Annotated in this window: 12 protein-coding genes; 7 read left to right on the forward strand and 5 right to left on the reverse strand. The window is 71.7% G+C overall.

The features are described from left to right. Window positions 1-44: 44 nt before the first annotated feature. On the reverse strand, window positions 45-1,580 hold the full coding sequence (locus ACIBVQ_RS01620; protein ID WP_399174977.1) for a PucR family transcriptional regulator: 1,536 nt from the start codon (window positions 1,578-1,580) through the stop codon (window positions 45-47). Window positions 1,581-1,703: 123 nt separating this feature from the next. On the opposite strand from ACIBVQ_RS01620, the gene ACIBVQ_RS01625 reads away from it, so the two are divergent. Both ACIBVQ_RS01625 and ACIBVQ_RS01630 read left to right on the forward strand, forming a co-directional pair. Beyond that, window positions 1,704-2,174 (forward strand): Rrf2 family transcriptional regulator, encoded by a 471-nt coding sequence (locus ACIBVQ_RS01625; protein ID WP_352008706.1) that lies wholly within the window; start codon window positions 1,704-1,706, stop codon window positions 2,172-2,174. 112 nt (window positions 2,175-2,286) lie between these two features. Continuing rightward, window positions 2,287-3,483 (forward strand): globin domain-containing protein, encoded by a 1,197-nt coding sequence (locus tag ACIBVQ_RS01630; RefSeq protein ID WP_399174979.1) that lies wholly within the window; start codon window positions 2,287-2,289, stop codon window positions 3,481-3,483. Window positions 3,484-3,618: 135 nt separating this feature from the next. On the opposite strand, the gene ACIBVQ_RS01635 is transcribed toward ACIBVQ_RS01630, so the two are convergent. Together ACIBVQ_RS01635 and ACIBVQ_RS01640 are read right to left on the reverse strand one after the other, a co-directional pair. Next, a complete protein-coding gene (locus ACIBVQ_RS01635; RefSeq protein ID WP_362910680.1) occupies window positions 3,619-3,924 on the reverse strand; it encodes a hypothetical protein in 306 nt (101 codons plus the stop codon). A gap of 401 nt (window positions 3,925-4,325) precedes the next feature. Then, a complete protein-coding gene (locus tag ACIBVQ_RS01640; RefSeq protein WP_399174981.1) occupies window positions 4,326-5,654 on the reverse strand; it encodes an NAD(P)/FAD-dependent oxidoreductase in 1,329 nt (442 codons plus the stop codon). A gap of 233 nt (window positions 5,655-5,887) precedes the next feature. Between ACIBVQ_RS01640 and ACIBVQ_RS01645 the strand changes: the two genes are divergently transcribed. The 5 genes from ACIBVQ_RS01645 (at window position 5,888) to ACIBVQ_RS01665 (ending at window position 9,974) form a co-directional block, all read left to right on the forward strand. Next, a complete protein-coding gene (locus ACIBVQ_RS01645; protein WP_399174983.1) occupies window positions 5,888-7,138 on the forward strand; it encodes an amidohydrolase family protein in 1,251 nt (416 codons plus the stop codon). Further along, the gene (locus tag ACIBVQ_RS01650; RefSeq protein WP_352008711.1) at window positions 7,131-7,541 is read left to right on the forward strand and encodes a DUF4440 domain-containing protein; all 411 of its coding nucleotides are present in this window, start codon (window positions 7,131-7,133) and stop codon (window positions 7,539-7,541) included. Before ACIBVQ_RS01645 ends, ACIBVQ_RS01650 begins: the two co-directional genes overlap by 8 nt. Window positions 7,542-7,575: 34 nt before the next feature. Beyond that, complete coding sequence (locus ACIBVQ_RS01655; protein ID WP_352008712.1) at window positions 7,576-7,905, forward strand: TIGR04076 family protein; 330 nt, start codon at window positions 7,576-7,578, stop codon at window positions 7,903-7,905. A 10-nt stretch (window positions 7,906-7,915) separates the two neighbouring features. After that, window positions 7,916-8,938 carry an LLM class flavin-dependent oxidoreductase gene (locus ACIBVQ_RS01660; RefSeq protein ID WP_399174985.1) on the forward strand — a complete coding sequence of 341 codons (1,023 nt, stop codon included), beginning with the start codon at window positions 7,916-7,918 and terminating at the stop codon, window positions 8,936-8,938. A 145-nt stretch (window positions 8,939-9,083) separates the two neighbouring features. Then, on the forward strand, window positions 9,084-9,974 hold the full coding sequence (locus ACIBVQ_RS01665; RefSeq protein WP_362775068.1) for a tryptophan 2,3-dioxygenase family protein: 891 nt from the start codon (window positions 9,084-9,086) through the stop codon (window positions 9,972-9,974). 4 nt (window positions 9,975-9,978) lie between these two features. Here the strand turns inward: ACIBVQ_RS01665 and ACIBVQ_RS01670 are convergent, their stop codons facing one another. Next, window positions 9,979-10,593 (reverse strand): cupin domain-containing protein, encoded by a 615-nt coding sequence (locus tag ACIBVQ_RS01670; protein ID WP_352008715.1) that lies wholly within the window; start codon window positions 10,591-10,593, stop codon window positions 9,979-9,981. Between the two features lie 72 nt (window positions 10,594-10,665). Then, window positions 10,666-11,856 (reverse strand): acyl-CoA dehydrogenase family protein, encoded by a 1,191-nt coding sequence (locus ACIBVQ_RS01675; protein ID WP_399174988.1) that lies wholly within the window; start codon window positions 11,854-11,856, stop codon window positions 10,666-10,668. Window positions 11,857-11,980: the final 124 nt, after the last annotated feature.

Here is an 11,980-nt window from a genome sequence, read left to right on the forward strand (position 1 = left end):
AAGTGGATCGGGGAGGTTTGACGGACAACGACAAAGACCGAAGATCAGGGGCGGCCGACGGCCAGGGCGATGATCATCGCCAGCCGCTTCTCCGGCACGTCGAGCCGCAGATCGGTGATCTCGGCCATCCTCCTGAGCCGGTATCTCACCGTGTTCGGGTGCACGCCGAGACGTTCGGCGGCGGCGGCCAGGTCCCCCTGCGCCTCAAGCCAGGCGCGCAGCGTCGCGATGTGGCGGGTGCCGTGCTCGGCGTCGTGCCTGGTCAGGTCGGCGACGGGGCCCCGGGAGGGGACGCGCCCCGCCGAGGCCGCGGCCCGTAGCCGCTGCAGCAGGATCTCATCCCACGACTCGTCGTAGACGACCGCGACGCCGCCGCCGGGCCGGGCCGCCCGCAGGGCGAGGCTCTCGTCGGCCTCCTGCCTGCAGGAGGGCAGCTGCGCCGGGTCCGCGGCGCCGCCGACGCCCGCGAGCACGGTGACCTGCCGGGGCAGCACCCGCACCATCGCGGCCAGCCAGTCCAGGGCGGGGGTCACGTCGTTGCCGCAGGGCAGCAGCGTGTACAGGGTGTTGCCGAACAGCGTGCTGCGCCCGGGCCGTGACCAGCCGAAACCGGTGGTGGCCCGCTCGAACGCCAGCAGCACCGCGGCGTGCCGCTCCTCGGCGATGTGCGCCTGGAGCGCGATCACCCGGAACCGTCCCCTCGGCAGGCCGAGCCTGGTGATCACCGCGTGGGCGTCGGCCGTACCCTCCAGCAGGCGGATGACCAGGTCGGACTCCACCTGGCGCTCCAGGTCGGCGCTGACCCGGGAGCGCAGCAGGTGCAGCGCCACCGCCCGGGCCCCGTCACCGAGGACCGTCCTGTGCCGTTCCGGCAGGGGCCGTTCGCACTCGACCCAGATCGACCCCAGCAGCTCACGCCCCGCCCGCACGGCGACCACCATGCGGCCCCTGAGGCCGTGCTCGGGGGAGGGGCCGACGAACAGGGGCTCGTCGGAGGTCGCCAGGTGCGCGAAGACCCCCTTGCCCTCGAACAGCCGTCGTACGGCATCCGGCACCCGCCTGCCCAGGATGGTCTCAAGCCGGGCCGGGTCCGCGGTCTGCTGCGAGCCCGAGTAGGCCAGGACGCGGGACATCTGGTCCTCGATCGTCACCGCGGAGCCGACCTCGTCGGCGAGGGTGTCGGCGAAGGCGAACAGGTCGGTGGGCCCCCGCCCGGCGTCGGTCTCGCGCCCTTCGAGCACCAGGCCGTAGACCACCCCGGACAGCTGGCTCCAGGAGACCTCGGGCTCGACCAGCAGCACGGCGATGCCGGCGCCCACGGCCTCGGCGAGCACGGCCTCGTCGAGCGGCGGGCTCACCCGCACCAGCATCGCGACGGCGCGCGCCGCCCGCGCCAGGCGGACCGCCTCGGCCGCCGAGTCCACGCCGACGGCCAGGAACACCTCACCCGTCGCGGGACGGGCGTCGGTCGGGTCGTGCACGACCACACTGCGCAGTTCGACGTCCCGGGAGGCAGGGGCGCAGCACAGCCGGGCGCCGTACCCGCCGAGCACGTTGACCAGCCGGTCCAGCCTCAGCATCCGGTGCGTCCGGGAATGCGGCCTCTGGTGCGTTCCACACCCCGATTCTCCCCCGTCCCCGCCGTTCCCCGGTCGTGTCCGGGGAACGGGTCCGCAGGCCTCCCGAAGGCCTACGGTGAGGACATGCGCCTGACCGCCTTCACCGACATATCACTTCGTATCGTGATGCGGTTGGCCGTGGCACGGGAAGAGGACCTGCTCACCACCCGTACGGTCGCGCTGGGGCTGGCGGTGCCGTACTCACACGCGGCGAAGGCGGTGGCGCGCCTGGTCGAGCTCGGCCTGGTCGAGACCAGGCGGGGACGCGGAGGCGGGCTCCGGCTCACCGGCGCGGGCCGGGACGCCTCGATCGGCGGCATCGCCCGCGCGCTGGAGAGCGGGGGAGACCTGGCCGGATGCGAGGACGACCCGCCGTGCCCGCTGCGGGCGGCGTGCAGGCTCCGTACGGCGCTGGCCGAGGCCAGGGAGGCGTTCTTCGCCTCGCTCGACCGGATCACCGTCGAGTCCCTGGTGGCCTCCCCGACCGGCCCCGCGCTCGTCCTGCTCGGACGGGGTCCGGGGCAGGAAGGGCGGGAGGGGGACCTTCGTCCCTAGAGGAGATGGCTTTCGGCCCCGGTGGCCGGTGGAGATCACGGGCTTTAATTTGCATGTCAGATGAATATTTAACTTCCTCCCGTTCTCTCCCATCCCCTCCCCTGGAGGCCACGTGCTTTCCCCGGAGTCCGCCGAGACCGTCCGCGCCACGCTTCCCGTCATCGGAGCCTCGCTCGACGCGATCACCACGCGGTTCTACGCCACGATGTTCGCCGACCGTCCCGAGTTGCTCGACGGTCTTTTCAACCGCGGCAACCAGGCCAGCGGTGAGCAGCGAAGGGCACTGGCCGGGTCCATCGCCTCCTTCGCGACCGCGCTGCTCGACCACCCCGACGAGCGCCCCGACCGGCTGCTCGCCAGGATCGCGCACAAGCACGCCGCGGTCGGGGTGACCCAGGACCAGTACGTCATCGTGCACAAATACCTCTTCGGGGCGATCGCCGACGTGCTCGGCGACGCGGTGACCCCCGAGGTCGCGCAGGCGTGGGACGAGGTCTACTGGTTGATGGCGGGCGCGTTGATCGCCATGGAGGCACGCCTGTACGCCGAGGCCGGAGCCGGCGAGGGGGAGAGGACCTGGCGGCGCTGGAGCGTCGTCGAACGCCGCGAGGAGACACCCGACGTGGCCTCCTTCCTGCTGAGGCCGCTCGACGGGGAGCCGGTGCCGCCCGCGCGGCCGGGACAGTACGTCAGCGTCCGGGTGCTGATGCCGGACGGCGTCCGTCAGCTCCGTCAGTACACCCTGTCCGGTGGGCGGGACGGCCTGCGGCGGATCACGGTCAAGCGGGTGCGCGGTGACGGCTCGCCCGCGGGCGAGGTGTCCGGTCTGCTGCACGAGACGGTGCGAGCCGGTGACGAGCTGACGCTGTCCGCGCCGTTCGGGGAGGTCACGCTTGAGGACGGCGACCGCCCGCTCGTGCTCGCCTCGGCGGGCATCGGGTGCACCCCGATCGCCGCGATGCTGGGGCACCTGGCCGAGACCGGTTCCGAGCGTCAGATCATGCTGCTGCACGCCGACCGCTCCCCGGCCAACCACGCGCTGCGCGAGGAGACGGCCGAGCACCTCGGGTCGCTGTCCCGCGCCGAGAGCCTCCTGTGGTACGAGGACGGGGCACCGGAGGGGGCCAGGACCGGGCTGATGGACCTGGCCGGAGTCGAGGTGCCCGAGGGCGCGGTCGCCTACCTGTGCGGGCCGCTGCCCTTCATGCGCCGGGCGCGTACCCAGCTCATCCACGCCGGGGTGGCGGCGCGTGACGTCCACTACGAGGTCTTCGGTCCCGACCTCTGGCTGGCGGACGAGGACGCCTAGGGCGACAGAACGGCCACCCGGTGGCCGTCCGGCGGGTGCCGGGCGGCCGTGGGTGGCCGTCCCTTTCTCTATGTGGTGTCCCGGCTGGCGGGATCGTGATGGTCCAGGGGGTGCGTCAGCCGTACGGACAGCGGGTCAGCGCTTCTCGGTCCTGAGAGAGACGATGGTCCCCGGCGGGAGGTAGGCCGTCGAGGTGGCGCCCGCGGAGACCCACGGCCCCACGCTGTAGACGTAACCGACGGAGGGGTTGGCGTGCAGGACGGTGACGCCGACCCGGTGCTGACCGGTGCCCGAGGCGCAGTAGCTGGAGGCGTAGGACCCCGAGGTGGAGACGTTGCAGCTCTCGGGGGCCGCGCTGGCGCCGGAGGCCCCGCCGATCAGGAGCGCGCCGGTGAGCAGGGTCGCCGCGGACAGGGACAGTGCCCGGATACGGGGTTTCAAGAGCGTTTCCTCCGAGGGGGTGGAGAGGTGGGGGGTGATTCGCGGGTACGGCGGAGCCGCCCGCGTGGCGGCCGGAGCGTGTGCTCCGGTGTCCGCTCTCCTGGGGTGGCACACACCAGGGAACGGAGGCTGGAGGGTCAGCGCGCGGGCGCGCCGACGGAGACGGCCGTGCTGGAGTTCGTGATGGAGGAGATCCGCCCGGCGGGCTTCAGGGGAGCGATCGCCCATGTTCTGGCTTTCACGTCTTCTTCCTCCGCGGGGGGACTTGGAGTGTCGGAAGCGCCGATCGGGCCTTTCCTTTAGGAAAGTTTCCTAAATAGGAAGATACTTGCCTGGGAAGATGAGTCAAGGGCCGACGGCACAGTAGTTTCGGCCGACCGTGAACCCCCTCCCGGAACCGGCTATCGGACGTGTTCCCTCGGCCGCTGCCCGGAGAGCGTGGGAAGCGGTGAGGCGGAGTCCAGCGGGACCTGCTGTCCGCGTACCAGGTCGAGCTGGACCGTCTGGCGCGGCAGCAGCGCGTCCAGCAGCCAGTCGCCCGCGATGCGCGTCCTGCCCCCGGGGATCGCCAGCAGGTGATACCCCCTGGTGACCACCTTTGCGGGCAGCCCGGAAAGGGGCACCCCCAGTGGGTCGGCGGCGGCCTTGACCCCGCCGAGATCGACGACGAACCCGAGGTCGTGGTGCCGGTACGGCTCCCGCTCCGCCCTGCCGTAGGAGGCGGCCAGGTTGAGCGCGGCCCGCGCGCCCTGCCGTACGGCGTGCTGGGCGGTCATCGCGGTGTACTCGCCCGGCCTGGTCAGATCGGGTACGGCCGCCGCGTCCCCGCAGGCGAGGATCTCGGGATGGCCGGGGACGCCGAGATACTCGTCGACCAGCAACCTGCCCCGCTCCGTCGGCAGCCCGAGCGACTCGACCAGCGGGTCCGGCCGGACGCCGACGCACCAGATCAGCGAGCGGGTCGGCACGAACTCCCCGTCGGAGAGCCTGACCCCGTCCGAGGTCGCCTCGGCCACGCTGGTGCCGGTGCGGATCTCGACGCCGCGTTCGGCCAGGGTGCGGTGGGCGACCCGGGAGAGCCGCTCGTCCAGGTCGGGCAGGATGCGCGGGGCGAGGTCGGCCAGGATCCAGCGGACCGGCTGTTCTCGCAGGCCGGGGCGGCGCCGCCAGGTGTCCAGGGCCAGCAACTGCCCCTGGGCGGCGACCTCGGTCCCGGTGTATCCGGCGCCGACGACGACGAACGTGCACCGCGCCCGGCGCTCCTCCCGGTCGTCGGAGGCGTCGGCGAGCTCGATCTGCCGGATGAGATGGTCACGCAGGTAGAGGGCCTCGGCGAGGCTGCGGAAACCGTGGGCGTGCTCGGCCACCCCGGGAACGGGCAGCAGCTTGTTGACGCTGCCGACCGAGAGCACCAGGCGGTCGTAGCCGATCTCACGGCTTCGCCCCTCGGGGTCGACGCACCGCACCCGCCTGCCCGCCACGTCGATCGTCTCGACCGAGGCGAGCAGGTGCCGTACCCCGGGGCAGACGCTCGTCAGGGGAATCGCGATCTTGCGTGGGTCGAGGATCCCGGCCGCGACCTCCGGCAGCAGCGGGAGATAGAGGAAGTAGTCGGTCGGGTTGATCAGGACGATCTCGATCGCGCCGCGCGCCATCCGGGAGAGGGTCCGGGCCGCGCTGAAGCCCGCGAAGCCCCCTCCCACCACGACGATCCGTTGCCGCTTGCCCATGTCCGGCCTCCTCCGGTGGTGAATCCCGCCCTATCGGCCCTGCCCGCCACACGCGGCGTCAAGCGTCGGAGGGGCGTAACGCCCGTGTGAAAAACGGTGAACGTCGTCCGGCAAGGCTCACCTCGGATCGGGCTTTACCCGTGAACGACATGCCATCCCTTGTTCATGAAACTTATGCCTGATAGAACGGACGGGCCGTGGCCAGGAAGGCCCGGCGACGGAAAGGACGGCCGATGGGCGACCTCGTCATCGTCAACTGCACCGTGGTCGACAGCAGGGCGGACGGCACGACCGCCGAGGGCGCGCGAGTGCTCACCGACGCGGCCGTGCTGGTCAGGGGAGAGCGCATCGTGCTCACCGGCCCCCGGGAGGAGGTCCTGCCCCACGCCGAGGGGGCGAGGGTGATCGACCTGGACGGCGCCCACCTCACGCCGGGCCTGGTCAACATGCACACCCACTTCTCGCTGTCGCTGCCCGGCGGCGCCGGGGAGGGCGTCAAGAACCTCAACCCCCACGAACTGGCCCTGCACATGGCCGACGGGGCCCGGCGCACCCTGCGCTGCGGCGTCACCACCGTGCGGTGCGTGGCGGAGAAGGACCACGCCGACTTCGCCCTGCGCCGCGCCATCGAGGCGGGCACCGCGACGGGACCGCGCATCTTCACCGCGGGGCAGGCGCTGGTCTGCACCGGCGGACACGGCCACGAGGGCTCGGACACCCTGGAGTGCGACGGCGCCGACGGGTTCAGGCGTGGCGTCCGCACGCAGCTCAGGGCGGGCGCCGACCTGATCAAGGTGATGATCTCCGGCGGGATCGCCGGGGAGCACGAGCGCATCGACACCCCGCAGCTGTTCTCCGACGAGATGGCCGCGGTGCTCGCCACCGCCCACGCCTGGGGGCGCAAGGTCACCGCGCACGCCGGCCCCGCCCCGGTGATCGCCGAGGCCGTGGAACTCGGCCTCGACTGCGTCGAACACGGCTACCAGCTCACTCCGGAGGTCGCGGCGGCGATGGCGGCGCGCGGCACCGCCCTGGTGCCGACCCTCATCGTCACCAGGTGCGAGGAGTTCTTCGACGAACTCGGCGTGCCCGAGTGGATGCAGTGCCGCTCCCTGGGGGCCGGCCCGCGCCACCTGGAGAGCTACGCCATGGCCCTGGAGGCGGGCGTCGAGATGCTGCTGGGCAGCGACATGCCGCCCTTCTGGGACTTCGAGGGCACCAACGCGACGGTGCGGGAGCTTGAGCACATGTCGGAGGGCGGCCTCGGCCCGGCCCGCGCGCTGCACGCGGCCACGCTGGGCCCCGCCCGCTGGCTCGGCGCCGCGCAGGACATCGGCACCGTCGAGGAGGGCCGCTACGCCGACCTCGTCGCCATGGACGCCGACCCGCTGGACTCGGCATCGGCCTTCCGCACGATCCGCTGGGTGATGAAGGGAGGCCGGGTCGTCCGCGACGACCGGGCCGGAGAGGCGAACCATGTCTGAGAGCGCGTCCGGGACCGCGAGCGCCGACGTCGAGGCGATCTCGACGGGCATCGACGACATGTACGAGGCGTTCCTGCGGGGCGACCGGGCGCGCTTCGACGCCCATCTGCACGCCGAGGTCACCGTCTGGGAGACCCATCTGCCGGGGCCGCTGCGCACCCGCGCCGAGCTGGATGCATATCGTGAAGAAAGGGACCAATCGGGCGCCCGGCCCGTCCTCGACGGGCTGCGCGCGCAGGACAGACGGATCGACGTGTGGGGGGACACCGGCGTCGCCCGCTACGTGCTCGTCGCCGAACCGCCGGGCGCCCCCGCCGAGTACAGCAGGGTGACCGACGTGCTGCGCCGTACCGGTGACACGTGGCTCATCGTCCACCACCACGCCGAACTGCTCGGACCCTGAGGCCCTGAAAGGAGACGTCACCGTGGAGAACCCCGTGGAGAACACGGAAGACGGCGACATGGAGCTCTACGACCTGCGGGTCGTGGTCGACCGCATCGAGGGCAGGTCCGTCTGCGGGATGGAGGTCGGCGACTGTTTCACCCTGGAGAACAGCGCGCACCTGCGGCTGCCCGACGGAGGGCACTTCTGCGTGTACGCGCTCGCCTCGGTGCTGCCCTTCCTCGCGGCCAAGCAGCGTGACCTCGCCTCGGGGGACTGGCTGGCCCAGGACTCCCTGTTCGCCTGCCCCGACCCCGAGGAACGGCTGGTGATGCGGGTCGAGCGCACCGGCCGCCGCAGGATGAACTCCGCCGACCTGACCTGAAGGAGCCCCCATGACCGTCGCCGAGATCGGCCTCGGCCTGCAGAGCGACAAGAGGGCGGGCGACTACGCCAGGCTCGCCCGCCGCGCGGAGGAGCACGGCTTCGACGTACTGAGCGTGTTCGGCGACCTGATGTACCAGCCCCCGATCTTCCCGCTGCTTGAGATGGCCGCCGCCACCCGCCGGGTACGGCTCGGCCCGGCCTGCCTCAACCCCTACTCGGCGGCGCCGTACGAGATCGCGGGGCAGGTGGCGGCGCTCGACCTGGCCTCGCACGGCCGGGCCTACCTGGGACTGGCCAGGGGCACCTGGCTCGGTGCCGTCGGCATCGCCCAGCCCAGACCGCTGACCGCGCTCGACGAGGCGGTGAAGGTGGTCCACCTGCTGCTCGCGGGCGACCGGGAGGGGTTCGAGGGGGAGATGTTCCGCCTGGCCCCGGGCACCGCGCTGCGCTACGCCGTGCACAGGCCACGCCCGCCCCTGCTGCTGGGCGCGTGGGGGCCGAAGGGGGCCGCCCTGGCCGGGCGGATCGCCGACGAGCTGAAGGTCGGCGGCAGTGCCAACCCGGCGATGGTCCCGGTGATGCGCGAACGGGTCGCGCGCGGCGCGGCGGAGACGGGGCGCGACCCCGCCGACGTCGGGCTGGTGTTCGGCGCGGTGACCGTCGTCGACCGGGACGGGGCGGCGGCCAGGGCCAGGGCCCGCACCGAGGTCGCCATGTACCTCGCGGTCGTCGCGGACCTCGACCCGACCGCGAACGTCCCCGCCGACCTGCTGGCCCGGGTCAAGGAACTGGTCGACGCCGGACGGCACGAGGAGGCCGGGCGGCTGATCCCCGGCGACCTGCTCGACCTGTTCGCCTTCTCCGGCGATCCCGAGCACGTCGCCGCGCAGGCGCAGGCGCTCATCGACGCCGGGGTGCGGCGCGTGGAGTTCGGCACCCCGCACGGCCTCACCGACGACGGCGGCGTCGATCTGCTCGGCGGCGCGGTGCTTGCGCTGCTCGACCGTTCCCCGCGTGTCGTGGCCGGTTGAGCACGAGGGAGTCACGTTCCGTCATGTCGAAACCCAATCCGCCGATAACCTTCGGTGCATAAGGCGAAAGGCGCTAATCACCTCACAGTCCTGATTTCAGGAACGTTCAGCAAGCGTGAACATATAGCTGAACGAAGGAGGCCACATGACGACGAGGCGCACCAGAGGCCCGGGGGCAGGCCGGGTCGGGGTGATGGACAAACGCGGGCGCGCCGACCGGGCGGCGGCCAACGCGGGCGCGCCCACACTGGAGTTCACGGCACGGACCCCCTACGACGAGTACGTCGGCACCGAGGTCCTGCACGGCCTGCAGCGGACGGTCACCGACGTGCCCGAGGAACTGGCGTTCCTGGTGACCACCCAGGTCATGGAGCTCTACTTCGGCCTGCTGCGCGCGGAGTGGACCCTGGCCAGGGGGCTGCTCGACGAGGACGACGTGACCGGGGCCACCACGGTGATCGTCAGGAGCGTGCGCCACTTCGAGGCGCTCAACGCGGCCTGGACGGCACTCGGCTGGATGACCCCCGCCCAGTTCAACTCCTTCCGCGACGAGCTCGGCGAGGCCTCGGGATTCCAGTCGGCGATGTACCGGCACCTGGAGTTCCTGCTGGGCAACAAGTCGGAGTCGCTGATCCGCCCGCACCGCCGGGACCCGAAGGTCCACCAGGAGCTGCTCGACGCCCTGCGGGCCCCGAGCCTCTACGACAGCACGCTGGCCCTGCTGGCCAGGAGGGGCTTCGACATCCCCGTGCGGCACGACCTCACCGCGGAGTACGTCCCCAGCCCGCTGGTCGAGGCGGCCTGGGTCAGGGTCTACGCCGAGCGGGGGCCGGGCGATGAGCTGTGGGCCCTGGGCGAGGCGCTCACCGACCTGTCCGAGCGCTTCTCCGACTGGCGTTACCGTCACCTCATGGCGGTGCGCAGGTCCATGGGGGCCAAGCCGGGCTCGGGCGGTTCGAGCGGGCTGAGCTGGCTTGAGCGCAGCCTGCGCCGGGAGGTCTTCCCCGAGCTGTGGTCGGCCAGGACGGCGATGTAGCGGTTCAGAAGAGCCGGGGGGTGACCACCGAGACCACGGTGGTGACCCGGTCGGTGTCGTTGTACATGCTGTGCGGGACCGCGGACCTCAGGTGCACGCTGTCACCCGGGTACAGGCGGTGCTCGACGCCGTCGACCTCGTAGATCAGCTCGCCCTCCAGCACGAAGGCGAACTCCTCACCCGGGTGGCCGTAGGCGTCCTCGCGCCGCCCGCCGGGGGCGATGCGCACCAGCAGCGGTTCGAGGACGAGGTTCCGGCCACGGGCGGAGAGCATGCGGTAGGTCTGCTGTCCCGAGATGTACTCGGTGGCCCCGGCCTGCGCCCGGGTCAGGGTGAAGTGGCCGGGCGGCTGCGGGGCCTGCGGCTCCTCCTGCCGGGGCTCCTCGCCGAAGAAGTCCCCGACGCTGCGGCCGAGCGCCGCCGCGACGCCGTTCAGGGCGGTCAGGCCGATGGCGGAGATGCCCCGTTCGACCTGGGACAGGAACCCGATCGAGAGACCGGAGGCGGCGGCGAGCCCGCGCAGCGTCAGGCCGCGCTCCTTGCGGAAGCGCCGCATCCTGGCGCCGACGTCGCCGTGGACCCCCGCTCTCGCGTCGCCCTGGTGCTCCGGCACGGCCACCGGCTCTCCTCCTCCGCCTTGTTCGCTCCCGCCAAACATAGTTCACAGAGCACGGCGGTACGGCCTGCGGGCTCAGACTCGCAGCATCGCCGCCATCGGCGGTTCCTTGCCGGTGAGGTACCAGTCGCCGATCCAGACTTCCTTGGCGTCGGTCGGGTCGTGGGTGGCGAAGGTGCGGGCGTTACGCCAGAAACGGTCGAAGCGGTACTTGTTGGCCGTGCTGCGCGCGCCCGTGAGATCGAAGATCTCCTGGGTCACGCTCAGCGCCGCCCGGATGCAGGCGACCTTGACGCCGAACGCCTCCACGAACAGTTCCGTCGGATCCTCGTCGAGGTCGCACCGCTCGATCCTGCGGGCGGTGTCCAGGAGGAAGGCGCGGGCGGCGCGCAGGTCGACCGCGCAACCGCCGATACGGCGGCGGACGAGGACGTCCTCCGTCGCGCTCTCGAACTCGGGGAAGCTCGGACGGTCCAGCTTGCGCACGTAGTCGAGGGCGGCGTCGAACGCGCCGAGACCGGGCCCGAGCATGATCGCCGCGTGCATCAGGAAGACGTAGGACAGGAAGGACGGGGAGGCGCCGTTGCCGTTGAAGTGGTAGCCGTCGGGGACGAACACCTCGTCGTAGACGACGGTCTGGCTGTGGGTGCCCCGCTGGCCCATGGTGTCCCAGTCGTGCTTCATGGTCACGCCCGGCTGGTCGAGGGGGAGCAGCGCGTTGTAGCGGCCCCTCCTTCCCTCAAGGGTGAGGCCGACGGAGGCCCACCCGCCCCCGCCGCTGTTGGTGTTGAACGCCTTCGTGCCGTTGACGACGAGACCGCCCTCGACGCGCCTGGCCGTCACGGGTCCCGGCGCCCCCGCCTCGGAGTTCGAGGCGCAGAGCCTGACGCCCTCGTCGCGGATCAGGCGGGCCATCTCCACCTTCGTCGACTCGGGCAGCGTGTTGCCCTCCCGGAAGATCTCGAAGGTCACGAGCGCCTGGACCACGAAGTTCATCCCGGCCGAGGAGTCGCCCGCCATGATGTCCAGGGCGATCCTGAAGAAGTCCTCGGTGTACAGCTCGGGCCTGGCGTCGTTGATCCCGCCGAACCTGTGGGGCAGGCAGAAGGCGAACAGGCCCTCCTCCCAGATCCGCCGCATTGCGAACGTGGTGTCGACGTTGGCCGCGTCCACCTCGGCGGCGCTCTCCGGCAGCTCCTTGCGCAGGAGCGCGGCTCTGCGGGTGAGGTCGGTTATCCGTTGTCTGACGGTGTCCTCACCATTCATAGCGGAAGTCGCCCCGTTTTCCTGAAAAGTCATGACCTCTCCCGTCTTGCGGTCGTGTACCCGACGAGCAGCTGGAACCCGGGCCTTCGACCTGCGCGCACCGCCGCGCCGGGACGTCCGTCAA

Origin of the sequence: Streptosporangium sp. NPDC049376, from assembly GCF_044466505.1 — a bacterium.
Taxonomy (GTDB): domain Bacteria; phylum Actinomycetota; class Actinomycetes; order Streptosporangiales; family Streptosporangiaceae; genus Streptosporangium.